A 26,480-nucleotide genomic window follows, 5' to 3' on the forward strand; every position below is an offset into this window, starting at 1 on the left:
ACGCGGGCATCTTCAGGTGAGTCAACGACTCAAACCAAGCGGGCATCTTGACATGAGGCAACGGGATCGGCGGGTTCCTCCGGGGTGGATCCCTCGTCCAGTTACGGACGCTGCGGCAGCAATTGGGTCCTGGCCGGATCACGCTCGATGAAGCCGTCGAGCACCTCGTCGATCCGGGCCAGCAGGTCCGCCGGCAGCTCCACGCCGCTGGCCCTGACGTTCTCGACCACCTGTTCCGGACGGGAGGCGCCGATGATGGCGGCCGCCACGTTGTCGTTCTGCAACACCCACGCGACGGCGAGTTGGGCCAGGGTGAGGTCCATCTCGTCCGCGATGGGCTTCAGGCCCTGGACTGCGGCGAGCAGGTCGTCGTTCATCCACCGGCTGATCATCTGCTGGCCACCCTTGGTGTCCGTGGCGCGGGAGCCTTCGGGGGCGCCCTTGCCGGGCAGGTACTTGCCGGTCAGCACCCCCTGCGCCACCGGCGAGAAGACGATCTGGGAGAGTCCGGCCTCGCGGGAGGCCGGCACGACCTCGGCCTCGATGACGCGCCACAGCATGTTGTACTGCGGCTGGTTCGACACCAGGGGGATGCGCAGTTCCCTGGCGTAGCGCGCGGCCTCGAGGATGTGCTCGGCACGCCATTCGGACACCCCGATGTACAGCGCCTTGCCCTGCCGCACGACGTCGGCGAACGCGACCATCGTCTCCTCCAGCGGCGTCTCCACGTCGAAGCGGTGCGCCTGGTAGACGTCGACGTAGTCGGTCTGCAGCCGCCTCAGCGAGCCGTTGATGCCCTCCATGATGTGCTTGCGGGACAGGCCCACGTCGTTGGCGCCCTTCGGCCCCACCGGCCAGTACACCTTCGTGAGGAGCTCGAGCGACTCGCGCCGCTCACCCTTGAGCGCCTCACCCAACACCTCCTCAGCGACGGTGTTGGCGTAGACGTCGGCGGTGTCGAACGTCGTGATGCCGTTGTCGAGGGCGGCGCGCACGCACGCGGTGGCTGCGTCGTTCTCCACCTGGGAGCCGTGGGTGAGCCAGTTGCCGTAGATGAGTTCGGTCACCTTGAGACCGGAGTTGCCGAGATAGCGGTACTTCATGGCTCCCACGCTACTGCCCTGCGGCACTCGCCGGGCGCGCTAGGCTCCCCACCATGACCCGAGCGGACCTGCACTACGAACTGAGCCAGCATCGGCTCGACAACGGACTCCAGGTCGTGGTGGCGCCCGACGACGCGGCTCCGGGCGTGGCGGTCAACATCTGGGTCGAGGTGGGCTCCGCCGACGAGGTGACCGGCCGCACGGGCTTCGCCCACCTCTTCGAGCACCTCATGTTCCAGGGCTCGGCCAACGTGGCCAGCGGCGAACACATGGCCACCGTCGAGGCCTTGGGCGGCACCGTCAACGCGACCACCTCGTCGGACCGCACGAACTACTTCGAGACCGTTCCCAGGGGCGCCCTCGACCTTGCGCTGTGGATGGAGGCGGACCGCTTCGCGTCGCTGGCCATCACCTCCCAGAACTTCGAGGCGCAGCGGCAGGTGGTGAAGGAGGAGAAGCGCCAGCGCTACGACAACCAGCCCTATGGCGATCTCCTGGAACTGCTCACCGCCCAGCACTTCGCGCCGGAGCACCCCTACGGCCACCTCACCATCGGGTCGATGGAGGACCTCGACGCCTCCTCGCTCGATGACGTCGCCGGGTTCTTCACTGCGTGGTATCCGGCGAGCAACCTCCGGCTGGTGCTGTGCGGCCCGGTCACCGTCGACGAGGGCCTCACGCTCGCCGACCGCCACTTCGGCCACCTCCCCGCACTGCCCAAGCCGGAGCGGGCGCCCATGCCCGACGGTGGCCTGCTGCGCCCCCACACCGTCGCCGTCAGCCGTCAGGTGCCGCACTCGCTGACCTACCTCTCGTGGGCCACTCCCCCGGCCGCCCATCCGGACATGCCTGCGCTCGACATGGCCCTGTCCGTCCTGGCGGACGGCCACGCCAGCCGCCTCCACCGTGCGCTCGTCAAGCGCGCCGATGTCGCCTACGAGGTGCACGGCGGCATGCTGACCAACCGGTCCAGCCAATCGATCACCACGCTGGTCTCGCGTCCGGCCGAGGAGGTGGGCCTCGACGAGGTCTCCGACGCGGTCGCCGGCGAACTGGCCCGGTTCCTCACCGAAGGTCCGACCGAGGAGGAACTGGGCCGCGCCGTCGCCCAGTACGAGCGCGACTGGCTGTGGGACCTGGCCACCACGAGCGGACGCGCTGACGCCATCAACGAGGCATGGCTGCTCCACGGCGACCCCCACCACCTCAACACCCACCTCGGCGAGGTCCTCGCCCTCACCCCCGACGACGTGCGCGAGGCGGCAACCAGATGGCTGCAGCCCGACGCCTCCCACCGACTCCTCTACCGCGCGGAGAACGCCCGATGAACCGTCCCGACGTCCAGCTCGCCACGCCCTGGCACTTCCCCACCCCCACCGTCGTGGCCCTCGACTCGGGCCTCAACGTGTGGCACTTCCATCTCCCCGGCCAGCACGTCGCCACGTTCGAGGTGGTCCTGGGAACACAGCTCACCCACGAACCGCGGAGCAAGGAGGGCGTGGCCAACGTCGCGCTGCACGCCATCGACGAGGGCACCATCGCCCACCCCGACGGCGCCATCGGCGAACTGCTGGAGGCGCAGGGGGCCACGCTGCACGGCGCCACGCGGCACCGGTACTCGACCTTCGGCGGCCAGGCCCCGTCACGCCGGCTGCCCGAGGTCCTCCCCCTCTTCGCCGAGGTACTGACGCAGCCGGCCTATGCGGAGCGCGACGTCGCCCACCATGTGGAGGCCCAGATCGCCTCCTACGAATCGCGGATGGCCTCCCCCGGTGCCGCCAACCGCATCGCGTTGCGCGCCGCCCTCTACGACCCCGGGCATCGCGACGCCCGTCCCACCAGCGGCGACCCCGAGACGATCGCCGCCATCACCGCGGCCGACGCGGTCGCCTGGCACCGCCAGCACTACTCCCCCGCTGGCGCCACCCTGGTCATCGCCGGTGCGGTCACGCTCGACGAGGTGCTCGACGGCATCGCAGGCTGGCAGGTCACCGCCGCGGTCTCCGACGGGCTGCGCCCGACGTCGCCGCTCCAGGAGCCGAAGGTCGTCGTGGTGGACCACCCCGATGCCGTCCAGGCCACGCTGACGCTGGCCACCCGCACCGTCACGCGGCATGACCCCCGGTGGCCGGCCCTGCGGGTGGCGGGCCACGCCGTCGCGGGGGCATTCGCCAGCCGCCTCAACCTGGAACTGCGCGAGCGACTCGGCTACACCTACGGCATCCGCGGCGGATTCACCCCGGGCGTCGACGAGGGGCAGTTCAGCGTCGGCGGCAGCGTCCGCACCGAGGTGGCGGGCGACGCGGTCGCTCGACTGCTCGACGGCCTCGCGCTGGAGGAGCCCTTCAGCGACCAGGAGGTCGACGACGCCCGACAGTTCCTCGTCGGCATCGCGCCCTTGGCGAACGAGACCTCAGCCGACATCGTCGCGCAGGGCTCCGCGCTGGCCGGCGCCGGGATCGGGCCCGGATACCTCGACGACCACTTCAACGTGCTGCAGAGGGTCACCACGGAGGAGGCGACGGAGGCCTTCCGCCAGGTGGTCGACCCCGCCCAGCTGACCATCGCCGTCACCGGCGCTGCGGCCGAGCTGGTCCCCGCCCTGGAGCGGCTCGGCCTGCAGCCTGAGGTGGTCTAGCCCTCGTCGAGTGCCCGGATGGCCTCGGCGACCTTCTCCTCGGCGCTCTTGGTCTTGGCTTGGAACTCGCCGAGGTTACCCTCCTTGAGCGCCGCGTCCGCCCCCTCGTACAGGTCCTGCGCCTCGTCCAGCAACTGACGGGCACGCGCGGCGCCCTCCGTGGCCGGCGAACCGCCGGGCTCCGGTGATTCACCGGGCTCCGTCGGCTCGGTGGGCTGCGTCGGGTCCACGACGGGGGGCACGCCGCCGGCGCCACCCTCACCGGTCTCGGCGCCCGCGTCACCCTGGAACACCTGGTCCAGCGCGGCCTGCAGCGTGTCGCCGATGCCGATGTGCTCGCCGAAGCGCACCACGATGAACCGGAGCGCCGGATACGAGCCGGTGGTCACGGCCTGGGTGTAGATCGGCTGCACGTACAGCAGGCCGCCGCCCAGCGGCAGCGTGAGGAGGTTGCCGTGGATCGCCGTCGCCGAGGCGCCCTGCCTGTTGAACGGCAGCAGCCGCTCGGCCACCACGGGGTTGGTCGAGATGAAGTTGAACGTCTGGCCGGGGCCGGCGATCTGTTCCGCGTCGGAGAGCTTCAGCACGCGCATCCGGCCGTAGTCGTCGGAGGTCGCGTCGGCGTTGACCGCCAGGTACACCGAGAGGTTCTCCCGGTCCTTCGGCACGAACACGGTGGTGTTGGAGTACACGGGCGTGTCGTCTCCCGGCCAGCGGATGGTGAGGAAGTACGGCGGCTGCTTCTGCCGCGACTCGGAGCCGCGGATGGGGTCGTTGGGCACCTGCCACACGTCGGACTGCTGGTACCAGGTGCCCGGGTTGGTGGTGTGGTAGCGGCCGAGGATCTCGCGCTGCGCCTTGAACAGGTCCTGCGGGTAGCGCAGGTGCGCCAGCAGTTCTGGCGAGATCTCCTCCTTCGGCGTGACCGCACCCGGGAACGCCTTGGACCAGGTCTGCAGCAGCGGGTCCTCCTCGTCCCACTCGTACAGCGTCACGGTGCCGTCGTAGGCATCGACCACGGCCTTGACCGAGTTGCGGACGTAACTGACCTGCTGGCCGAGCAGCAGCCGATCGGCCGAGGTGTGGGAATCGGAGATGGCCTGCGTCCAGTCGAGCCGCTGCGAGTTCGGGAACGAGTCCGTCGTGGTGTAGCCGTCGATGATCCACACGATGCGGCCGTCGACCATGCTGGGGAACGGATCCGAGTCGAGGGTCAGCCAGGGCGCCGCCTCGTGCACCCGCTGGACGGGGATGCGGTCGTGCAGGATCCGCGACTCCTCGTTGACGCGGTCCGACAACATGAGGTTGATGTCGCCGAAACGGATCGCGAACGCCGCCTTGGTGAACCAGTTGCCGATCGGGACGCCGCCGCTGCCGGTGTAGGTGTACAGCGACTCCGAGCGGCCCTCACCGCCGGACGGGGTGTCGAGCTCGACGGGATCGCTGCCCTCGGGGGCCCCGACGACGACGTAGTAGTCGGTGCGCTCACCGAAGTAGATGCGTGGCTCATGCGTGTCGAGCTCGCCCATCGTGGGGATGCCGCCCGAGAAGAACACCGGCTCGCCGTTGGCCTCGCGCTGGTTGCCGTAGGCGGCGACCATGCCGTAGCCGTGCGTGTAGACGGTGCGGCGGTTGTTCCAGGTGTCGCCGCCCTCGATGGACTCCAGGTTCAGTTCGCGCACCGCCACGACGGAGTCCGTGGGCTTGCCGTCGATGACGTAGCGGTCGACGTCCAGCGTGCGGGGGAACGAATAGTAGCCTCGCACCTGCTGCAACTGCTCGAACGTCGGTGGCACCACCGTCGGGTCGATGAGGCGGATGGCGGGCAGCGCCGCCGCGTCCTGCCTCAGCTGTCCGGCGCTGGCGCTGGTGGTGGCCTCGTAGTCCTCGATCTCGACGCCCTCGACGCCGAACGCATACCGGGTCGCCTCGATGTTGTTCGAGATGTAGCGCCGTTCCTTGTCCTGCGGGCTGGGATCGACCTGGAAGGTCTGGATGATCCACGGGTAGGCCATCGACAGCAGCAGGCCGGAGACGATCAGCAGCGCGATCGAGGCCCCGGGCACGCTCCAGCGCAGCCGCCAGGCGTTGAAGAACGACGCCAGCGCTGTGATGACGGCGATCGAGGCCATGATGACCGCCACCGGCATGCGGGTGTTCGCGTCGGTGAAGCCGATACCAGTGAACAGCGTCGACGGCGTCACGCTCAGCGCGTAGCGCTCGAGCAGGGTGTTCACGGCGATGACGAGCAGCACCAGGCCCAGCATGATCGACAGGTGGCGCTGGGCGCCCACCATCGCGGGGCTGTTGCCGCGGCCGCGGAAGGCGGCGGTGTTCAACGCGCCGGTCATGAAGTGCACGGCGGCGGCCGCGATGCCTCCGACGATGAGCGAGAACAGCACGAAACCGGTCACGAACTGCAGCCACGGCAGCGTGAAGACGTAGAAGCTGGCATCAAGGCCGAAGTACGGATCGGTCTTGCCGAAGGGGGTGCGGTGCCACCACGCGAGGAAGACCGGCGTCATGCCGGCCGCCGTCAGTCCGCCGAGGATGCCGAGGATGCCGGCCGGCACTGCCATCAGCATCTTCGAGCGCCGGTCGAGGGCGTCGCGCAGTTGCACCAGGAACTCGGAGTCCAGATTGGCCCGGCGCACCTTGGGGCGCAGCTTGTAGGCGATCAACTGGCTGAAGAACACCACGCCGAACAGGACCAGGCCGAACACCACCAGCAGCCCGATCCGGGCAGCCAACTGGGTGGTGAACACCGTTTGGAAGTCGATGCTGCGGAACCACAGGTAGTCCGTTGCGATCCTCGAGACGATGACGGTGGCGAAGATCAGGCCACCGACGATCAGGACCGTCCAGAGGAGCGGCCCGCGGCGGGGCTCGGCGTGGGCGTCGGTCAGGGTCTCGGTACTCACGAGTCCTCACTCCTGAAGGTGTTGAGCAGTGCGTCGGCGAGGCCGGGGACCAGGTCCTCGGCGCCCAGCAGGTCGTCGGGGTTGCTCTGGAGGCGGGCGAGCCCGTGCTTGTCGCCCCCGCGCAGGACGCCGACGACCACCCGCACGTCCGTCTTGGCAGGGTGCTTCATGACGAAGGTCGCGGCGTCGTCCGGGTCGTCGGGGATGTCCTTCTCGTACTGCGGTGGCAGGAAGGCGCGCTCGAGGGCAAGCGCACAGCCCTCGACGGTGTCGGGCCAGTAGATGCTCCGCAGGCGCTCGAACAGGTCGTCGCCCGCGTGGAACTCGTCCTGTTCGATCGCGGTCAGCGCATCCGGGAAGGTCTCGGGCACGCGGCCGCGCAACTGCGGCTCGGCCTCGAGCAGCGTGGACGTCGTCACGAGGGCGAACAACCGGGCGGGCTGGTCCCACCCGGAGCTGGACACATGGCGCTCGACGTCCATGATGCAGGCGATCAGTCGGTCAGCCACAGGTGGGCACCTCCGCAGTGTTTCCTTCATTGATGAGTTGCAGGGCAGCCACCGCCTCCTTGAACGAGGCCACCCGGATGAGCGTCAGGCGGGTGCGCAGGTCACCGATGTCCTGGCAGTTGCGTTCGGGCACGAGGAAGATCTCCGCGCCGTCCCTCTCGGCGCCCGTGATCTTCTCGCGGATGCCGCCGATGGGCCCGACCCTGCCAGTGGCGTCGACGGAGCCGGTGCCGGCGACGACGCGGCCGCCCAGCAGGTCGCCCTCTGTGATGCGGTCGTAGATGCCGAGCGCGAAGATGAGCCCGGCGCTGGGTCCGGTCACGGCGGCGTCGATGCCGAACGTGATCGTGGGCGAGTACTGGTACCCCACGGCCCAGCGCACGCCCAGGTCGGGGCGGCGGGGGTTGGTGTTGTCGGCGGTGGCCGTGACCGTCTCGGTGAGCGTGCGCCCGTCGCGCAGGAACGTGAACGTGATGGTGTCGCCCACCGCCCGGCCGGCGATGATGCTCTGGAGCTCATCGATGGTCTCGACCGGTTCCCCGTCGACCTCCTGGACCACGTCTCCCGGGAGCAGCTTGTCGGCGGACGGCCCGGTGAGCGAGACGGCGCCGACACTGGGCACTTCCGCGACGGGCACGCCCTCGGCGCGCAGCGCCGCCACGATCGCTAGCGCGCGCGAGTTGTCCATCTGCAGGGTCGCCTCGGCGCGCACCTGCTCGATCGTCTTGCCGGGCGGGTAGTAGATCTCGCGCGGGATCGCGTCGGAGCCGGTGGCGAGGTGGACGTAGAGGGCCTCGGGCAGGCTGATGCTGGCGTCGACCCGCGTGGCCTCGATGGTCGTCATCAGGAGGCGGCCATCGGTGGGATACGTGGGCAGGCCGCCGCTGATGTCGATCACGGGGCCGGCATCCGTGGTGCCCAGCACGTCGATGGTCTGGCCCGGCCGCCACGCGACGTAGGGCACGGGGGTCACCACCAGCAACGCGGCCAGCGCGGCGAAGAGCAGGGAACTGACGATCGCCACGGCGTTGCGTGACATGGCGGCTCCCTTCTCCCGAGACTGACGTCACACTACCAACCGGCGGCAAGCCGTCGCGCGGGCCTTGCCCCATGCGGAACAATGGGCTCCATCGGTGCACAGGAGGAAGCTGATGTCCAACCCGTCGTTCGGTCCCTTCGACTTCGAGCAGTTGCGCAAGATGCTGGAGCAGCTCGGTCTGGGGGATGTCGACAACCTCAACCTCGAGGACCTGGTGGCCCACGTCCAGCGGATGCAGGCCTCCGGCAGCGGCTTCATGTTCGGGATGACCCCAGCTGACAGGGACCCGGACGCCGCGTGGCGCACGACGCTCACCGCCGCCAAGCACCTCGCCGCAGAGTCCGGCGGTGACCCGGAGCTGCGGCCGGAGGAGCGCTCGGCGATCGTGGACGCCGAACGCCTCGCGCAGAGCTGGCTGTCGACGGTGACGGACTTCTCCGAGACCGGCCGCCCCGCCAGGGCCGTCACCAAGGGCGACTGGCTCGACGAGACCGGTGACGGCTGGCGCGCGGTCGTCGACCCCATCATCGACGGGCTCGCGGACGCACTGCAGCGTGGGAGCGTGGCGGAACAGGACGAGGAACTGCAGCCGCTGGCCCAGATGATGGGCCCGATGATGAAGCAGTCGGCTTCGCTGATCTACCGTGACCGCCTCAAGCGGGAGCTGGCGCGCGTCGCCGGTGACATCCTGACCGGCACCGAGATCGGGTTCAACCTCCTCGGCTCGAGCGACGTGCTGATCGTGCCCGCCAACGTGGCGCAGTTCACGCAGGACCTCGACGCCAGCGACACCGACGTCACGCTGTACCTGCTGCTGCGCGAGGCCGCCAGGCAGCGCCTGTTCCACGCCGTCGGCTGGCTCTCCCCCCAGCTCAGCGCCCTGCTGGCGCACTACGCCCGCGAGATCACCATCGACTTCGAGGCCATCGCCGATTCGCTCCGGCCGGAGAACCTGGAGCAACTCACCATGGAGGACATGGTGGCGGTGGGCGAGCAGGTGCGCGGCTCCTTCTTCCAGCCCGCCACCACGCCCACGCAGGTCGAGATCCTCGAGCGCCTCGAGGTGCTGCTCGCGCTCGTGGAGGGCTGGGTCGACCACGTCGCCGGCCGTGCCGCCGCCCCGTGGATGCCCAACGCACCCCAGCTCGAGGAGGTGCTGCACCGTCGGAGGGGTTCGGCCACCCCGGTGACCGGCGTGTTCACCGAACTGCTCGGCCTCGACCTGCGCCCCCGGCTGGTGCGCGACGCCAAGAACCTCTGGGCCGCCGTGGAGCACTCCCGCGACGTGGCCGGGCGCGACGCGGTGTGGGGACACCCCGACCTGCTGCCCACCAGGGCCCACCTGGCAGACCCCCTGTCGTTCACGGTGGAGGCCACGCAGGAGGCCCCTGCCGAGGACGAGATGGACGCCGAGTTGCGTCGGCTCCTGGAGGGCGAGGCGCCCCGCTGAGGCGTTCGCCCTTGACGCCGCTGCGCTCGGCACGGTTAACTCATGATCGAGAGTCCCGGGGACGGGTCCGCAGGGGAAGGCGGATCCAGGACCCGGGATTCCGCTTCTCTGGACCGGGTGTGTCATCGCAGGAGAGCTTGTCGCCCCGCTAGAGTGAACTGGGTTGCTGAATCCATCAGCGCCCCGAACAAGGAGGAAATTCATGGCTGCAGAGACCTGGGAAGGCTCTTTCTACTGCGTCAAGTGCAAGGAGAAGCGCGACGCGAAGGGCGAGGTTGTCGTCAACGCCAAGGGCACCAAGATGGCCAAGGGCAAGTGCCCCGTGTGCGGCACCAACCTGAACCGTATCCTCGGCAAGGCCTGAGCCTGCACACAGCTTGACGGGGCGGCAGCGACAGAGCTGCCGCCCCGTCGCATGTCCGGCGGCAGGTGTTGTCCGACACGCCCAAGGTGTTGTCCGTTCCCGGTGAGGTGTTGTCCGTTCCCGCGCAGGCCCCCTGGCTGCACCCGGCCGGGGCCAAGAGTGGCTGCCATGAACTTCAGCACCCAGCCCCTCACCGTCCTCGGCTCCCCCGCCCGCACCGCGCCCATCGCGGCAGGCCTCCAGCGGGCGGGGATGTTCGCCAGGACCGTCACCCCGCGCGACGCGCACCGCTCCCCCGGCACCACCTCCTCCTCCGCCCTCGCGGTCCTGACGTGGGCCCCCGGCCGACACCCCGTGCTGGAGTCCGAGATCTACGGGGAGGAGATCGGCGCCCTGCACGTGTGGTGGGACGCCAAGGGCGCCGCCGTCGGGCCCTACGTCGCTCCGGGCTTCGGCCCATGCCCCGCATGCCTGGCCTCCCGCGAGAACCAGCCCGCCGAGCGGGGTACGGGTAGGCACCTCACCGCCTGGGCCGCGTCCTGGGCAGCCCTCCAGGCCATGGCCGTGCTCCAGCACGGCACCACCGACCTGATGGGTTCGACGTGGACGTGGAACGTGGAGCAACCGGGGCTCAGCCTCATCACCTGGCCATGGCGCACGGGGTGCCCCACGCGCGGCTGTCAGGACTCCTGATGCTGGCGCACCACGCCCAGCGCGCCCTCGCCGTACTTGCTCAGCTTTGATTGCCCGATGCCGGGCAGCCTCAGCAGTTGGGCCGGCGTGGTGGGAGCCGCCTCCGCTATGGCCTGCAGCGTGGCGTCGGTGAACACGACGAACGCAGGCATGCGGGTCTCCTCCGCCACCTGCTTGCGCCATGCGCGCAACGCCTCGAACAGGTCCTCGTCATAGGCGACCTCACAATCGGCGTGGCGGCTCAACTTGCGCTCCGCTGCGGAGTGCAGCGGATTGCCGCACACGCGGCACGTGCGCGACTTGACCGACGTGGTGCGGCGGGGCGGTGCCGCCACTGCGTGGCCACCCGTCTGGTCTGCGATGAACCTTGACCGCGTGGCCTTGCCGCGCGAGGCTGACCAACTGACCCTCAGGTCCCTGCGTGCGCGCGTGAAGCCCACGTACAGGAGCCGCTTCTCCTCGGAGAGGGCGGGCTCCTCCTGTGCCAGCACGAAGGGGATCATGCCCTCACGCACCCCGACGATCGCGACGCCGTCCCACTCCAGGCCCTTTGCCGCGTGCAGGGTGGACAGCGTCACGGCGTCGGCCACGGGCGCAGCCTGCCAGCTGGCGCGCTCCTGCAGCCAGGCCGCTGCGTCCTCGCCCGACCAGGCTTCGCGGCGCTCTCCTTCCTCGGACACCATCGTGCGCAACGCGGTGAGCGACTCCCACCGCTCGCGCTGGCGGCCCTGGCCCGACGGGGCCTCGGGCTTCCAGCCGAGGCCGGCCAGCACCGCGTCGAGCAGTGCTCCGGGCGGGCGCTCCGCGTCGCGCTGCGAGTGACGGCCGAACTCCAGGATGGCCTGACGCACCTCGGCACGGTCGTAGAAGCGCTCCGTCCCCCGCACGGTGTACGGGATGCCGCGCTCGGTGAGCGCCGCCTCCAGCGACGGTGACTGCGCGTTGATGCGGTAGAGCACCGCCAGCTCGGACCAACGGGTCCCGGCGGCGTGCCGCCCGCGGAGCCACTCGGCCACGTCCGAGGCCTCGGTCGCCTCGTCAGCCGCGTGGTGGAACGACGGGGCCGGCCCGGCGGCGCGCGTGGCGCGCAGTGCCCCCTCGGAGCCCTCCCTGACCCGCAGCACCTTGTTGGCCGAGGCGATGACCTCGGGCGTCGAGCGGTAGTTGCGCACCAGCCGGACGGTGCGGGCGGCCGGGTACTCGGATGCGAAGCGCAGCAGGTACCCGGCATCCGCGCCGGCGAACGAGTGGATGGCCTGGTTGGGGTCCCCCACGACGCACACGTCCGGGCGCCCGTCGACCCACAGCTGGATCAGCCGGTGCTGCAGCGCGGAGACGTCCTGGTACTCGTCGACGACGAAGTGACGGTACGTGGCACGGATGGTCTCCCCGATCTCGGGGTGCTCGCTCAACAGGACCGCGTTGCACAGCAGGATGTCGTTGAAGTCCACCGTCCCCTCTGTCAGCTTCGCCTTTTCGTAGAGCGTCATGACGGAGGCCACCTGGGCCGCCGACGCCCCGTTGACGGAGCGTGACTCCGCCACGTCGACGTACTGCGCTGGCGCCACGTTGCTGGTCTTGGCCCAGCTGATCTCTGCGTCGAGGTCACGCACCAGCGCGGTGTCGGAGCTGCCGAGCACCTGGTGGGCCGCGCGCGCCACCAGCCCGAACGTGTTCTCCGCGACGGCGGGGAAGGCGACTCCATAGGCCTGGGGCCAGAAGAACTGGCACTGCCGCAGCGCGGCCGAGTGGATCGTGCGGGCCTGCGCGCCCCGAACGCCGAGCCCGGCCAGCCGCGAGCGCATCTCGCCGGCCGCGCGCGTCGTGAACGTCACCGCGAGGGTGGCGGTGGGCGAATACCTTCCCTCGCTGACCGCGTACGCGATGCGGTGCGTGATGGCGCGGGTCTTGCCCGTACCGGCACCAGCGAGCACGACCACCGGGGCGTCCAGCAGCGTCGCGACGGTGCGCTGCTCCGGGTCGAGGGCGTCGAGGATCTGGTTGCTCACGGCCCCATTCATACCCCCACCCGCGGACAAAACAGAATTGTCGGCGGGCCCCAGTAGTGTGATCGCCATGACTGTGAGTTTGGTGAGGGGCGCCCGGTGGGCAACCCTTGTCGACCAGCTTGCGGAACTGCTCTCCGCCGCAGCCACTGATCCGTTCCTCACCCTCCGCGTCGTGGTGTCCTCGCGAGCCACCGGCCGCGTCCTGGGGCAGCAGGTCGCCGCCCGGCTGGGCATCTCCGCAGGCATCGACTACCTGTCGCCGGCAGACCTCATGCGGCACCTCGCGGAGCGGGCCGGCGTCGCGCGGGACCGGTCGCGCTGGCTGGGCACCCCACTGGACCTGGCGGTGGCGGAAGCACTCGCCCAGGTCGAGCACCCGCTCGTGCAGCGGGCGCTGGCCACGGACGACGCGCGCCCCGGCCGGCGCCGCGCCACGGCCATCCGTGTCGCCCGGCTGTTCCGCAGCTACCTCGACCACGCGCCGGACCTCCTCGCCGCCTGGCTCGACGGGTCCAACGACGGGCTCGACGGTACGGCCCTCCCCCCAGCGCTCTCCTGGCAGCCCGGGCTGCTGCGGGCGGTCACAGACGCGCTGGAGCTGGACCCGCTCGCCACGCTGGCCGAGGTCTGCGAGACCGCCCGACAGGACACCACCCCCACCTTCGTGATCGCCGTCGACGACCTGACCCAGCCCCAACTGCGCGCACTGCAGGCGTTGGGCGCCGGCCCGGGGCTCACCCTGCTGCAGCCCACCGGCTCCCGGGGCGAGGCCTGGGCCGAGGCCATCGCCGACGCCACCGTCGAACTGCCGGGCGCGCCGGCCCCGCCCCCGCAGGTCCTCGTGCACGACTCACATGGGGAGGCCCGCCAGGTGGAGGTGCTGCGCGACGAGTTGACCAGGGCCTTCGCGGAGGACCCCACGCTCGAGCCGCGTGAGGTCGCCATCGTGTGCCCCCAACCGGAGCGCTACGCCCGCCTCCTCGACTCCACCTTCGCCCCCGTCGACGACAAGGCCCACCCCGGCCGCACCCTGCGGGTGCAGCCGGTGGGCGGCACCACTGCCAACCCGGTGCTCACGCTGCTCGTGACACTGCTGCGGCTGGGCAGTTCACGCGCCACGGCCAGCCACGTCGTCGACCTGGTGCTCAGCCCGCCCATCGCGCACCGGTGGCGGCTGGCAGACCGCCGCGCCGTCATCGAACTCGTCTCCGGGGCCGGCATCCGCTGGGGCCTCGACGGTGCCCACCGCGCCGCGTTCAACCTGGCCGACGTCGAGCAGAACACCTGGGTGCGCGGTGTCGACAGGCTCCTCATCGGCCTGGCCGTCGCCCCTGGCACCGACGCGGGTCTCGGCCTGTCCGGGTCCGAGGCGGTGACCGCCTCCGACATGCAGCTGGTGGGCGCACTCTGCGAGGTCCTCGCCCGGCTGCGCCGAGTCGTCGCCGACAGCGCCTCGCCCGCCACCGTCGCGGGCTGGGTGACCCGTTCCCGCTCCGCGCTGGAGTCGCTGGTGGGGCTCCCACGCTCCGACGAGTGGCAGTTGCTGCACGCCTTGGGGGTGCTGGCCCGGTTCGAGTCGGACCATGACGGCCATCCCACCCTGCTGACCCCCCACGAGTTCGCGCACCTCCTCGAGGATTCCGCGCAGCCGCCGCGGGCTCGCGTGGCAGCTGGCAACGGCACCGTCCAGGTGCTGCCGCTGGGTGAACTGCAGCACGTCGAGTTCCGCGTGGTCGCCATGCTGGGCGTCACCGACGACGTGGTGCCCGGCCGCGGAGGGGCCCTCCCCGACGGCGTGGACCTGGCGGGCCGCACCCCAGACCTGCGTGGGCGGCGGCTGGCACAGCTGCTCACGCACGCGCGTGCCGCCGAGAAGCTGCTGATCGTGCGGCCCGCCGCCTCGCAGCGCACCAACCGCGCGACGGCCAGGCCTGTGGCGGCCAGTTGGCTGCTCGAACAACTGGGCGCCGACGAGGACGGATTCACGCACCCGCCGACGGCCACCTCGGAGGGGAACTTCCGTGACCGGCCCAGCTTCGACGCCGCCGCCCTGGGAGGCGCGCTTGCGCGCCGAGCGGGGGCAGGCGCCACCTCGACCCTGACGGCACGGCGCCGCTCCGAGGCGAGGTCCCGCCCCGTGGGGGCCGGCCCGTCCCAACTGACGCTCACGCAACTCGAACGCTTCCTGGCGGACCCGGCGAAGGCCTTCCTGCGTGCGGCGGGGGGCATCACGCTCCACGAGGAGCCCGCCGTCACCGACGAGATGCCCCTGCAGGTCGGCGGCCTCGACAGGTGGAAGGTGGTCAACGCCCTGGTGGAGTCCTGGAAGACGGGCACCACGCTGGAGTCCGTGGAGAGCTACTTCCGCCAGCGCGAGGACCTGCCACCGCAGCGCATCGGCGACGCCCTGTTCCAGTCGGCCAAGGAGGATGCCGTCACGCTGTGGCGCAGCGCGTGGGGCGAGTGGTCGGGTCCTGCGCAGCGCCACGCCGTCGACCTCGAGCTCGACCTGGGCCCGCTCGGCAGCGTCCGGCTCATCGACGAGGTGGGCACCCGCAGCGGATTCGCCTTGGCCGCGTCGCCCAGCCAGAGCACCACCGCCATCCTCCGGCCCTGGCTCGAGAGCCTCGCCCTGGCGGGGCAGGGCATCGCGGCCCCCGCGCGGCTCCACCGCTTCGTCAAGGACCGCAGCACCGGGTTCGCGATCGCGGCAGAGGCCGTCCAGGTCGACGCAGTCGCCGCAGAGGAGGCACGCAGGCACCTGACAAGGCTCGTCACCGCCTACGCCCAGGGCCAGCACCGCCTGGTCGTGGCGCCTGCCGCACCGGCGATCACCTACGCGCGTGAACACGCGGCCGGGAAGTTCCGCGCGGCCGACTGGGGCGGCACCGTGGGTCGCTGGCAGACGAAGTGGGACCAGCCGGGTGAGGCATGGCCCCTGTTCTACGCGGACGAGGTGCGGGAACTGCTGACCGACGAACTGTTCCCGGGAGACCCGGACAACGGGCAGCCCAGCGCATTCCAGGCCTGGGCGTGGGAACTCTACGGCCCCCTGGCGGGAGGCAACGCATGACGGCGTTCGACATCACCGCATCACTGCCCACCGGCACCGTGCTGCTCGAGGCCAGTGCCGGCACGGGCAAGACCTACACCATCGCCGCCCTCACGGCCCGCTACCTCGCCGAGCAGGGCCTGGACGTGGCAGACCTGCTGCTGATCACCTTCGGCAACCACGCCGCGGGCGAGATGCGGGCGCGCGTGTTCGGCCGCCTGCAGCAGGTCGTCGCCGACATGGACCGCATCGCCGCCGGCGAGCCCGTCCCCGCCGGCGAGTCGGAGGACCCGGTCGCCCGGCTGCTGAGCACGGGGGACGCGGCACTGCACCGGCGCAGGCTCACCGAGGCGGTGGCGCGCTTCAACGAGGCCACCATCCTCACCACCCACTCCTTCTGCCAGTCGATGCTGCTCGAACTCGGCATCCTGGGTGACTGGGACCCGGCGGAGACGGTGGGCCCAGACCCGGTCGACCTGGCCCGCGAGTGCGCCACGGACGTCTACCTCACCATGTTCCGCGCCGACGACACTCCCCCGATCCAGCCGCTCCAGGCCATGCGCATCGGCGAGGCCGCCTGCACCAAGACGCTCCCCCTGCTGCCCTCCTCGGGGCCGCACTTCGAGTACGCCACGGCGGTGCGCGAACTGTTCGCCCGGCGCAAGGCCGTCCTCGGCATCTGCTCCTTCGACGACGTCACCACGCGCCTCCGGGCACTCCTCGCAGACCCCGTGAGCGGGCAGGCCGTGGCCGCTGAGCTGCGACGCCGGTTCCGGGTCGTGCTGGTGGACGAGTTCCAGGACACCGACCCCGACCAGTGGGCCATCCTCAAGGACGCGTTCGTGGGCGCGGACCGCCCCACGATCCTCATCGGCGACCCGAAGCAGTCGATCTACGGCTTCCGTGGGGCAGACCTGGGCAGCTACCTGGCGGCCTACGACCATGCCGAGCGCGCCACCCTCGGCATGAACCACCGCACCGACCGGCCGCTGGTCGAGGGCGTGGTCGAACTGTTCGGCACCACCACGCTCGGCCACGAGTCCGTCACGGTGACGCCGGTGGCCGCCCGCCACGACGCCCGCCACCCCCAGTTGCCCACGCACGCGCGCCTCTGGCTGCGCACGGGGGTCTCCGACGAGCTGGGCGACATCTCTCCGGAGAACGCGATCACCCACGACGTCATCCGGCAGGTGCGCGAGATCCTCGCGCGCGGCTTCGAGGCGTCGGACATCGCAGTGCTCGTGCGCACCACCGCGCGGGGCCGATCCATCCGTGCCGCTCTGACGGACGCAGGCCACCCCGCGGTGCTGACGGGCACCCAATCGGTCTGGGCCCAGCCCGCCAACCGGTACTGGGTGACCCTGCTGCGCGCCATGGACGACCCCACCCAGGCCCACATCCGGTTGGCCGCCATGACACCGCTGATCGGCTCGCCGCTGAGCGAGCTGCTGTCGGACAGCCCCGCCGAAGCGGCACGCGTCAGCACCCTCGTGCGCGAGCTCGGCCAGCGGTGGCGCGACGGCGGCGTCGCCGCGGTCCGCACCCACCTGCGCACGCACGCCTCGCTCGACAGCAGGCTGCTGGCCGAGCCCGACGGTGACCGGCTGCTGGCCGACATCGGCCACCTCGCCGAACTCTTCGACGCCGCCGGGGAGACCACCCTCAGCGCGCTGGTCGCCATGGGCGAGGCGCGCGCCGTCCCGGACGATGAATCGGATTCGCTGCGCGTGGCGACGGATGAGCCGGCGATCAGGGTGATGACCATGCACGCCGCGAAGGGGCTCGAATTCCCCATCGTGCTCCTGCCGGAGACAGGCGGGGCGTCGGCGCAGCGCACCCGACCGTTCAGCATCGTCGACCACGGCCGCCGACACCTCTACATCGGGCCCACGCCCCAGTGGAACGACGAGCTCACCAAGGACCTCAAGGCCCAGCACCTCGACGAGGAACTGCGCCTCCTCTACGTGGGCTTGACCCGGGCCGAACACCTCGCCATCGCCTGGCACGTCGCGCCCCCCAAGGGCGCGCGCAGCGACGGCCCCCTCCACAGCCTGCTGGTGGGGCGCCCCGCCATCGGCAGTGGCCGCATCCTGGACACGCAGCTCGACCCGTCCCATCCCGGCGCCGTCGACGCTCCCCCGCCCGCCACCGACGACCTGACGCTGGCGAAGCTGCGCCGCGCCATCGACCAGACCTGGCGCCGCACGTCCTACTCCGGGCTCACCCAGGGCCTCCACGAGACGGGGGTGCGCGTCGTCACGGACGAGACGGCCGAGCTCGACGTCTCACCTCCGCAGCTGTCGGATCCGGAACTGTTCGCTCCCTCGCCGATGTCGGGGCTCCCTGCGGGCGCAGCCTTCGGCACCCTCGTCCACGAGGCGCTGGAGGTGCTCGACTGGAGCCCCGCACGGCTCGAGTCGCACGCCGCCGAGCTCCTGGAGGTCATGGGCCCCGCCCACAACCTCGACCGGGCAGAGTCTGCGCAGCTGGCAGAGGCGCTGGTGGCGCTGTGCCGCACCCCCCTGCTGCCGCTGTCGTCGCTGGCGCTGACGGACGTGCCCACCGCGCACCGGCTCCCGGAACTCGACTTCGACCTGCCGCTGGCGGACAGGAGCGCCCCCGGCACGCTCCAGGACCTGGCCGGCCTCATGGCACACCACCTCCCGGCGGAGGACCCCTTGGCCGGCTACCCGGCCAGGCTCGCCGCCTCGGAGGCGGCCGGCGCGGTCCTCAACGGCTTCCTGACCGGCTCCATCGACGGCGTGCTGCAGGTGGAGGGCAGGTTCGTCGTCGTCGACTACAAGACCAACCGGCTGGCGCCCACCGCCGCAGATGACCTGACGCTGGGCCACTACACGCAGCCAGCCATGGCCGAAGCCATGATGCAGGCGCACTACCCGCTCCAGGCCATCCTCTACTGCGCCGCGCTGCACCGGTACCTGGGCCAGCGGCTGCCCGGCTACTCCCCGGAGGAGCATCTGGGCGGGGTGGGATACCTGTTCGTCCGCGGCATGGCGGGCCCGCAGACGCCGGTGGTCGACGGCGCATCGTGCGGGGTCTTCGCCTGGTTCCCGCCGGCCGCCCTGGTGGTGGCCGTGTCAGAACTGCTGGGAGGCACCCGTGCGTGAGGTCCCCGTGGCGGCCACTGGCTTGCTGCGCACGTTCTGCGAGGCCGGCTGGCTCGGCCTGGTGGACTTCCACCTGGCCAAGCGGCTCGGCGCCCTGGGTGGCGAGCCAGACCCTGAGGTGCTGCTGGCCTTCGCCCTCGTCGCGCGCGAACTCAGGCTGGGGTCCGTCTGCCTCGACCTGGCCACGGCCGCCGAGGAGCTACGGCCCGAATCCGAGGACGACGACGGCGCCACCGAGCAGGCCTCGACGCTGCCGTGGCCGGCGCCCACCCACTGGGTCGAGGCCGTGGCCGGTTCACCCGCCGTTGCGCACGACGGCCGCGAGGCGAACCGCCCGTTCCGGCTCGAGGGCACGCTGCTGTACCTCGACAGGTACTGGCGCCAGGAGCGCAGGCTGGCTGAGATCCTCCGACGCCGCAGCCTGCTGGCGCCACTTGCCTCTGTCAGCACCGCGCCGGATCCGCTGCCACGTCCTGATGGCACGCCCCAGCAGGCCGACGAGCACCAGAACGCCGCCGTCCTGGCCGCCCTCAACCACCCGACCAGCGTCATCACCGGCGGCCCCGGCACTGGCAAGACCACCATCGTGTCGCGGATCCTGCACGCCCTGGCCGCGGAGTCGCCCCGGATCGCGTTGGCGGCCCCCACGGGCAAGGCGGCCGCCCGGCTCCAGCAGGCCGTGCGCGAGCAGGTGCCCGGCTTGGGCAAGGTCTGGGGCGGCACCATCCACAAACTCCTGGGCGCGCGGCCCCGCACCCAGGAGATGGAGTTCGGCGCGCACCACCCGGTGCCCTTCGACGTCATCGTCGTCGACGAGACCTCCATGGTCTCGCTCGAACTCATGACGGCGCTCCTCGAGGCCGTCGCCCCCACGTCCCGCCTCGTCATGCTGGGTGACCCCCACCAGTTGCGCTCCGTGGAGGCGGGCGCCGTCCTGGCGGACATCGAACGGGCCGACGACCTTGTCACCGCCCCCGGCGGGGCGCTGGTGCGGCTCGTGCACAACTACCGCTCGAAGCCCGACATCAACGAGCTGGCAGACGCCATCCTCACGGGCGACGCCGCCCGGGCCCGCGAGGTGGTCCAGGCGTCGGGGCTGCTGCGTTTCGTCGAGTTCACCGGCACGGCGGATCCGGCCGCACTCCGCGAGCTGCGACACGACACGCTGGCCACCGCCGCAGCGGTACAAGAGGCGGCGCGTCAGGGACGGGCCGGCGACGCCAACAGGGCGTTGGAGCGGCACCGCATCCTCTGCGGCCATCGGGAGGGCCCCTTCGGCGTGACGCACTGGGCCCGCGCGGTGCGCAGCTGGCTGGGCACGCAGCTCGACGACTACGGCTACGACACCCGGCCGTACGCCGGCCAGCCGCTGCTCATCCAGCGCAACACCGACCTCTTCAGCAACGGCGACACCGCCGTCGTGGTGCGTGACGACGCCGGGCTCATGGCCGCCGTCGACCTGCCGGAGGCGCCGCTCAGGGTGGCGCCCTCGCTGCTGGACGACGCCGCAGACCTGCACGCCATGACCATCCACAAGTCGCAGGGCAGCCAGTTCGCGGAGGTCTCGATCGTGCTGCCGCCCCCAGGCTCGCCCCTGCTCACGCGGGAGTTGCTCTACACCGCGGTGACGCGGGCCCAGGAACGGGTCACGCTCTACGGGTCGTGGGAGGCGCTGGCCGCGGCGGTGGAGACTCCCGCCCGCCGGGCCAGCGGCCTCGCCAGGTCCGCCGACTGACCTCAGCGCACGGCGGCGATGGCGTCGGCGACCGTGTCCAGGTTGCCGTCGTTCAGCGCGGCGACGCACATGCGGCCGGTGTCGGTGCCGTAGACGCCGTGCTTCTCGCGCAGCTCCACCATCTGCGCCTTGGTGAGGCCGGAGTAGCTGAACATGCCGATCTGCTCAGCGATGAAGCCCATGTCGGTGATGCCGCGGGCCTCGAGGCGCTGCACCAGGCCCGTACGCAGCTGCTTGATGCGCTCGCGCATCCCGCCGAGCTCCCGCTCCCAGGTGGCGCGCAGTTCGGGATCTGCCAGCACCGTGGCGACGATCGCCGCGCCGTGCGTGGCGGGGTTGGAGTAGTTGGTGCGGATGCAGATCTTGACCTGCGAGAGGGTGCGCTTGGCGGCGTCCTCGTCGGCGGTCACGATCGACAGCGACCCGATGCGCTCGCCGTACAGGCTCAGCGACTTCGAGAACGACGTCGACAGGAAGAACTCCAGGCCCGCCTCGACGAAGCGGCCGACGACGGCGCCGTCGCGTTCGAGGCCGAAGCCGAAGCCCTGGTAGGCCATGTCGAGGAACGGCACGAGGTTGCGCTCGCGGAGCACCTCGATGACCTGATCCCACTGCTCGGCGACCAGGTCGTACCCGGTGGGGTTGTGGCAGCAGGCGTGCAGCACGACGATGGTGCCGGCGTCGGCCAGGCGCAGGTCGGCGAGCATGCCCTCGAAGTCGATGCCCTTGGCCTCGGCGTCGTAGTAGCGGTAGGTGTCGACGCGGAACCCTGCGCGGTTGAACAGCGCCCGGTGGTTCTCCCAGCTGGGGTCCGACAGCAGCACGGTGGCCGACGGGTTCATCTGCTTGAGCAGGTCGGCGCCCACCTTCAGCGCGCCGGTGCCGCCCAGCGACTCCACGGTGACGACGCGCTTGTCCGCCAGCGCGCTCGAGTCGGCCCCGAAGACCAGTTCGCGCACCGCGTCACGGTACGCGGGCATGCCGTCGATGGGGAGGTAGGCCTTGGGCTTGGATGCCTCGGCCAGGCGCTGCTCGGCGATGTGCACGCACTCGAGCAGCGGGAGCTTGCCCTGCTCGTCCAGGTAGACGCCCACGCCCAGGTTGACCTTGTTGGGGTTGGTGTCGGCGTTGTACGCCTCGGTCAGGCCGAGGATGGGATCAGCAGGGGCGAGTTCGACTGCATCGAACAGCGACATGGGAGGCCTCACTTTCTAAAGCGCATCCAAGCCTAATGCCGATGGGCGGAACCGCCATGGCCTTTCCACCGCCGTACACTAATCTGCCACTGACATCTGGGAGGCCTGATGAGGATCAAGTTCGGGCAGTCGAAGCAGTCCACGATCGGCATCGAGTGGGAGTTGGCGATCGTCGACGCCACGACGTACGAACAGGTCCCGGGCGACCCGCTGCTGCTGGAGAGGGTGGACGACCCCGTCAACGGCCCGATCCGCGGCGAATACCTCACCTCCATGGTCGAGTTCGTCACGGGTGTCCACACGACGGTGAACTCGGCCGTCGCGGAGATGACGCGGCTGCGCGACTGGGCGTTGTCGGTGCTGGAGCCCCGCGGCATGACCCTGTTGGGTGCCGGCGCGCACCCGTTCGGCAATCCGGCGGCGCAACGGCCCTACGAGAAGCCCCAGTACAGGCGCGTCACCGAGCGCAACGGGTGGTGGGGCCAGCAGATGGCGATCAACGGCCTCCACATCCACGTCGGCATCGACAAGAAGGACAAGGCGCTGCCGATCGTGTACGGCCTGGCACGGTTCACGCCCTACTTCATCGCGCTGTCGGCCTCCTCGCCGTTCTGGATGGGTGAGGACACCCGCTTCGCCTCCCAGCGCACCATGGTCTTCCAGCAGCTGCCCACCAACGGGCTGCCGTATCACATGGCCGACTGGCGCGAACTCGAGGCGTTCGCCTCGCAGCTCGAGGGCGCGGGCATGATCCAGAACCCGTCCGAGATCCGCTGGGACGTGCGTCCGTCCCAGTGGGGCACCGTCGAGAACCGGACCATGGACTCCGTCCCCACCACCATGGAGGTGGGTGCCCTGGCGGCACTGAGCCAGGCGCTCGTCGAGCGGATGTCGCGCGTCCTGGCCAAGGGCGAACCGCTGGACCGGCTCCCCTTCTGGTTCATGCGCGAGAACAAGTGGCGCGCGGCCCGCTACGGCCTGTCGGCCGACATCATCAGCGTCCGCAAGGACGAACACATCATCCACGCCACCGACGGCATCCTGTACTGGCTGGACAGGCTCGCGCCCATCGCGGACGAACTCGGCTGCCACCAGCAGTTCGAGCACCTGCACCAACTGGTGCAGAAGGGGCCGAGCTACCTGCGGCAGCGTCGGGTGGCCGCTGCCACCGACGGCGACATGCGCGCCGTGACCCGTTCACTGATCGACGAACTGCGCGCAGGGAAACCGCAGTTCAAGGAGGACTAGGTGAGACCGTTCCTGCTGCTCAGCACCCGCCCCGAGGACGACGCTGCCGAGGGCGAACGCGAGGCCGTGGTCCGGCTGGGCGGCCTGGCCGACGACGACGTGGTCCAGCTGCGGGTGGAGGCGGAACCGCTGCCCGAGCTGGACCTCGACGACTACGCCGGCATCTTCCTGGGCGGCGGCCCGTTCAACGCCAGCGACCCGGTCAAGTCGGCGCTGCAGCACCGCGTCGAGGCAGACCTCAACCGGGTCATCGACGAGGTGGTCGGCCGCGACCTGCCATTCCTCGGCCTGTGCTACGGCGTCGGCACGCTGACCGACAGGCTGGGCGGGGTCGTCGACCGGACGTACGGTGAGGCGGTCGGCACCACGCTGGCCACCGTCACCTCGGAGGGCCTCCGCGACCCCATCTTCGACGGCGTGCCGGGCACGTTCGAGGCCTTCGTCGGTCACAAGGAGGCGTGCCGTCGGCTGCCCGAGGGTGCCACCCTGCTCGCCACCGGCACGGTGTGTCCCGTGCAGGCCTTCCGGGTGGGCCGGCACGTCTACGCCACGCAGTTCCATCCCGAGTTGGACTCCCAGGGCCTGGCCGCCCGCATCCGCATCTACCGTGACGCCGGCTACTTCGACCCGGAGCAGACCGAGACCCTCGTCGATTACGCGCTGCGCACGCAGCCGACGCCCGAGGTGCACCGCATGCTGGAGAACTTCGCCGCCATGGCCCGGGAATGAGACTTCTCTCATCCTGAACCCATGCGCGGTTCAGGGACGCTGGGTTGAGTAGGGGCCACGGCGACATCGCCGACCGATTGAAAGGAACCCCGATGAAGCGACTCCTCAGCGTGGCGGCCTCCGCCGCCCTGGCCCTCAGCGGCCTCGCGGTCACTGCCCAGACGGCCGCCGCCGACGTCACCTGCACCACCAGCATCTCCAACCGCGACGTCGGCGACGACAACATCGTCGTCCCGGCCGGCGCGTCCTGCACCCTCACCGACGTGACCACGCAGGGCAACGTCATCACCGACGGCGGCCGCTCCCTCACCGTCACGGGCGGGCACGTCGGCGGCAACATCCAGGTCAAGTACGCCACCGGGAGCGTGAGCATCAGCGGCGTGCGCGTCGGCGGCGACATCCAGCTGTTCGAGAACACCGCGACGATCAGCGTCACCGACAACACGGTTGGTGGCAACCTCCAGTGCAAGGAGAACGCCCCGGCCCCGACCGGCTCCGGCAACGCCGTGCAGGGCAACGCCGAGGACCAGTGCGCCACGTTCACCGGCACGCCCTCAGAACCCGCCCCCGCTCCCGCCGTCGACGTCTACATCACCCCGGGCCTCCACTCCGTCAACGGGCGACAGTGGCGCACCACCTGTGAGCCGTACTCGACCACCGAGCGCTGCCGCACGGAGATCCAGGCCACGATCGTGCGTTGGGACGCCGACGATGACGACGACGATGATGACGATGACGACGACCGGGGCCGCTTCGTGCAGGTGAACGGCTGGGCGTTCAACAACCTGACCTACAAGGCCAGCCCCCGTGCCACGTGGAAGGGCAACCCGCTCGCGGCCAACGGCGTCGTCGGCGGCAAGCTCAGCTGGACCGACGGTGGCCGCACCTGGCGCACCGAGTGCGACACCGCCCTGACCGGCCGCAACGGCTGCCGCACCTGGGCCACGGCCAGCGTGATCGAGTACCGCAACGGCACCTACCGCTGGGTCACCAAGGAGATCCTCAACAACATGGTGCGGTTCAGCTGAACCACAACGCCAGCAGATGCGACGAAGGGCGGCCACCGTGGGGTGACCGCCCTTCGGGCGTCTGGGGGCGCTGGGCCGCTCAGTCGAGGTAGTCGCGCAGCACCTGCGAACGCGAGGGGTGGCGCAGCTTCGACATGGTCTTGGACTCGATCTGGCGGATGCGCTCACGGGTGACCCCGTAGACCTTGCCGATCTCGTCGAGGGTCTTCGGCTGTCCGTCGGTGAGGCCGAAGCGCATCTGGACGACGCCGGCCTCGCGCTCGCTGAGCGTGTCCAGCACGTCGTTGAGCTGCTCCTGCAGCAGCGTGAAGTTCACCGCGTCGGCAGGGACGATGGCCTCGGAGTCCTCGATGAGGTCACCGAACTCCGAGTCGCCGTCCTCGCCCAGGGGCGTGTGCAGCGAGATGGGCTCGCGGCCGTACTTCTGGACCTCGACGACCTTCTCCGGCGTCATGTCCAGCTCGACGGCCAGTTCCTCCGGGGTTGGTTCGCGGCCGAGGTCCTGCAGCATCTGGCGCTGGACGCGGGCGAGCTTGTTGATGACCTCGACCATGTGCACGGGGATGCGGATGGTGCGGGCCTGGTCCGCCATGGCGCGGGTGATGGCCTGCTTGATCCACCAGGTGGCGTAGGTGGAGAACTTGTAGCCCTTGGTGTAGTCGAACTTCTCGACCGCGCGGATGAGGCCGAGGTTGCCTTCCTGGATGAGGTCCAGGAACAGCATGCCGCGGCCGGTGTAGCGCTTCGCCAGCGACACCACGAGGCGCAGGTTCGCCTCGAGGAGGTGGTTCTTGGCGCGGCGGCCGTCCTCGGCGATCCACTCCAGGTCCTCGGAGTCCTCCGCTGACGGGGGTTCGTCCGAGGTGAGCCGCTCCTCGGCGAAGAGGCCGGCCTCGATGCGCTTGGCCAGCTCGACCTCCTCGACCGCGTTCAGCAGCGCGACCTTGCCGATCTGCTTCAGGTAGTCCTTGACCGGGTCAGCGGTGGCGCCGGCCGACACCACCTGCTGCTCGGGCTCGTCCGCGTCGTCGGAATCCGACAGCGCGAAGCCCTGTTCCTCCTCGACGAGCTCCTTCTCGTCCTTGGCCACTTCGGCCTCGTTGAAGGTGGCCTCGTCGACGTCGTCAAGGGTGCGCTTCTTGCCCCCCACGGTGAGCACCACGTCGTCTCCATCCCGCTCGAACTGAACTTCGACCTCGCCGGTGGAGGCCTCCGCGATGGTGGGCTCCTTCTTGGCGGTGGCGGGCTTCGCTGTGGTGCGGCGGGCGGCCGTCGTCTTGGCAGCGGTCTTGGGGGCGGCCGGCTTGCGCGTGGACGCGCGCTTGGTGGTCGGCGTCTCCTCAGCGGCGGCGCTCTTCGTGCTCCGGCGAGTACGGGGAGTCTTGCCGGTGCCTTCAGCGTTCTCGGTCACTGTGGTCCTCTCAAGGCCTTCGACTGCAATTTGCGCATGCGCCGCCCCGCCTTGGTCAAGGGTGACGCGCCGTCCATTGTTGCACGCCCACTCGGCCCCTTCAAACCGCCTGCCCCGGGAACGCCCCCATCCGGGGTCAGGGTCGTCTCGTACCTGGGGATGATTTCTCGCCCGTGGGCGAACTCATGGAACCAACCGCGCAGGGCCTTCGTTGTTATGGGTGACGA

Annotated in this window: 18 protein-coding genes; 11 read left to right on the plus strand and 7 right to left on the minus strand. The window is 70.5% G+C overall.

The features are described 5' to 3' along the window. Nucleotides 1-101 precede the first annotated feature (101 nt). Nucleotides 102-1,103: an aldo/keto reductase family protein gene (locus tag ABEA30_RS00575; protein ID WP_345577425.1), complete on the minus strand. Its 1,002-nt coding sequence runs from the start codon at nt 1,101-1,103 to the stop codon at nt 102-104. A gap of 53 nt (nt 1,104-1,156) precedes the next feature. On the opposite strand from ABEA30_RS00575, the gene ABEA30_RS00580 reads away from it, so the two are divergent. Beyond that, nucleotides 1,157-2,431, plus strand: coding sequence for a M16 family metallopeptidase (locus tag ABEA30_RS00580; protein ID WP_345577427.1), 1,275 nt, complete (start codon nt 1,157-1,159; stop codon nt 2,429-2,431). Continuing rightward, the gene (locus tag ABEA30_RS00585) at nt 2,428-3,741 is read left to right on the plus strand and encodes a M16 family metallopeptidase (RefSeq protein WP_345577429.1); all 1,314 of its coding nucleotides are present in this window, start codon (nt 2,428-2,430) and stop codon (nt 3,739-3,741) included. Before ABEA30_RS00580 ends, ABEA30_RS00585 begins: the two co-directional genes overlap by 4 nt. On the opposite strand, the gene ABEA30_RS00590 is transcribed toward ABEA30_RS00585, so the two are convergent. From ABEA30_RS00590 to ABEA30_RS00600, 3 genes are read right to left on the minus strand one after another with little or no spacing between them, the layout of a single operon-like run. After that, on the minus strand, nt 3,738-6,662 hold the full coding sequence (locus ABEA30_RS00590; protein WP_345577432.1) for a UPF0182 family membrane protein: 2,925 nt from the start codon (nt 6,660-6,662) through the stop codon (nt 3,738-3,740). The two genes, ABEA30_RS00585 and ABEA30_RS00590, sit on opposite strands and share 4 nt — an antisense overlap. Next, on the minus strand, nt 6,659-7,171 hold the full coding sequence (locus tag ABEA30_RS00595) for a PPA1309 family protein (protein WP_345577435.1): 513 nt from the start codon (nt 7,169-7,171) through the stop codon (nt 6,659-6,661). Before ABEA30_RS00595 ends, ABEA30_RS00590 begins: the two co-directional genes overlap by 4 nt. Continuing rightward, nucleotides 7,164-8,210, minus strand: coding sequence for a YlbL family protein (locus ABEA30_RS00600; protein ID WP_345577438.1), 1,047 nt, complete (start codon nt 8,208-8,210; stop codon nt 7,164-7,166). The genes ABEA30_RS00595 and ABEA30_RS00600 overlap by 8 nt, the downstream gene beginning before the upstream one ends. 112 nt (nt 8,211-8,322) lie before the next feature. Between ABEA30_RS00600 and ABEA30_RS00605 the strand changes: the two genes are divergently transcribed. The 3 genes from ABEA30_RS00605 to ABEA30_RS00615 all read left to right on the plus strand — a co-directional run bounded on the left by ABEA30_RS00605 (nt 8,323) and on the right by ABEA30_RS00615 (nt 10,717). After that, nucleotides 8,323-9,660 (plus strand): zinc-dependent metalloprotease, encoded by a 1,338-nt coding sequence (locus ABEA30_RS00605; RefSeq protein WP_345577441.1) that lies wholly within the window; start codon nt 8,323-8,325, stop codon nt 9,658-9,660. Nucleotides 9,661-9,862: 202 nt separating this feature from the next. Further along, a complete protein-coding gene (locus ABEA30_RS00610) occupies nt 9,863-10,024 on the plus strand; it encodes a DUF5679 domain-containing protein (protein WP_345577444.1) in 162 nt (53 codons plus the stop codon). A 168-nt stretch (nt 10,025-10,192) separates the two neighbouring features. Beyond that, complete coding sequence (locus tag ABEA30_RS00615) at nt 10,193-10,717, plus strand: hypothetical protein (RefSeq protein WP_345577447.1); 525 nt, start codon at nt 10,193-10,195, stop codon at nt 10,715-10,717. On the opposite strand, the gene ABEA30_RS00620 is transcribed toward ABEA30_RS00615, so the two are convergent. After that, on the minus strand, nt 10,705-12,738 hold the full coding sequence (locus tag ABEA30_RS00620) for an ATP-dependent DNA helicase UvrD2 (protein ID WP_386085575.1): 2,034 nt from the start codon (nt 12,736-12,738) through the stop codon (nt 10,705-10,707). The genes ABEA30_RS00615 and ABEA30_RS00620 overlap by 13 nt on opposite strands. 55 nt (nt 12,739-12,793) lie before the next feature. Between ABEA30_RS00620 and ABEA30_RS00625 the strand changes: the two genes are divergently transcribed. The 3 genes from ABEA30_RS00625 to recD are packed head-to-tail and all read left to right on the plus strand — an operon-like array spanning nt 12,794 to nt 20,641. Continuing rightward, nucleotides 12,794-15,799, plus strand: coding sequence for an exodeoxyribonuclease V subunit gamma (locus ABEA30_RS00625; RefSeq protein WP_345577453.1), 3,006 nt, complete (start codon nt 12,794-12,796; stop codon nt 15,797-15,799). Further along, nucleotides 15,796-18,906, plus strand: coding sequence for a UvrD-helicase domain-containing protein (locus ABEA30_RS00630; protein ID WP_345577456.1), 3,111 nt, complete (start codon nt 15,796-15,798; stop codon nt 18,904-18,906). The genes ABEA30_RS00625 and ABEA30_RS00630 overlap by 4 nt, the downstream gene beginning before the upstream one ends. Further along, complete coding sequence (recD, locus tag ABEA30_RS00635; RefSeq protein WP_345577459.1) at nt 18,899-20,641, plus strand: exodeoxyribonuclease V subunit alpha; 1,743 nt, start codon at nt 18,899-18,901, stop codon at nt 20,639-20,641. The genes ABEA30_RS00630 and recD overlap by 8 nt, the downstream gene beginning before the upstream one ends. A 2-nt stretch (nt 20,642-20,643) precedes the next feature. Here recD and ABEA30_RS00640 read toward each other — a convergent pair whose 3' ends face one another. Then, nucleotides 20,644-21,837, minus strand: a complete 1,194-nt coding sequence (locus tag ABEA30_RS00640) for an amino acid aminotransferase (RefSeq protein ID WP_345577462.1) — start codon at nt 21,835-21,837, stop codon at nt 20,644-20,646. 108 nt (nt 21,838-21,945) lie between these two features. Between ABEA30_RS00640 and ABEA30_RS00645 the strand changes: the two genes are divergently transcribed. The 3 genes from ABEA30_RS00645 to ABEA30_RS00655 all read left to right on the plus strand — a co-directional run bounded on the left by ABEA30_RS00645 (nt 21,946) and on the right by ABEA30_RS00655 (nt 24,842). Next, on the plus strand, nt 21,946-23,085 hold the full coding sequence (locus ABEA30_RS00645) for a carboxylate-amine ligase (RefSeq protein WP_345577465.1): 1,140 nt from the start codon (nt 21,946-21,948) through the stop codon (nt 23,083-23,085). Continuing rightward, nucleotides 23,086-23,814, plus strand: coding sequence for a glutamine amidotransferase (locus ABEA30_RS00650; protein WP_345577468.1), 729 nt, complete (start codon nt 23,086-23,088; stop codon nt 23,812-23,814). Between the two features lie 92 nt (nt 23,815-23,906). Beyond that, complete coding sequence (locus tag ABEA30_RS00655) at nt 23,907-24,842, plus strand: hypothetical protein (protein WP_345577471.1); 936 nt, start codon at nt 23,907-23,909, stop codon at nt 24,840-24,842. A 79-nt stretch (nt 24,843-24,921) separates the two neighbouring features. On the opposite strand, the gene ABEA30_RS00660 is transcribed toward ABEA30_RS00655, so the two are convergent. Then, entirely contained in the window at nt 24,922-26,283 is a 1,362-nt protein-coding gene (locus tag ABEA30_RS00660; protein ID WP_386085005.1) for an RNA polymerase sigma factor, read from the minus strand. Between the last annotated feature and the right edge of the window lie 197 nt (nt 26,284-26,480).

This window comes from Tessaracoccus lubricantis, assembly GCF_039544535.1.
Classification (GTDB): Bacteria; Actinomycetota; Actinomycetes; order Propionibacteriales; family Propionibacteriaceae; genus Arachnia; species Arachnia lubricantis.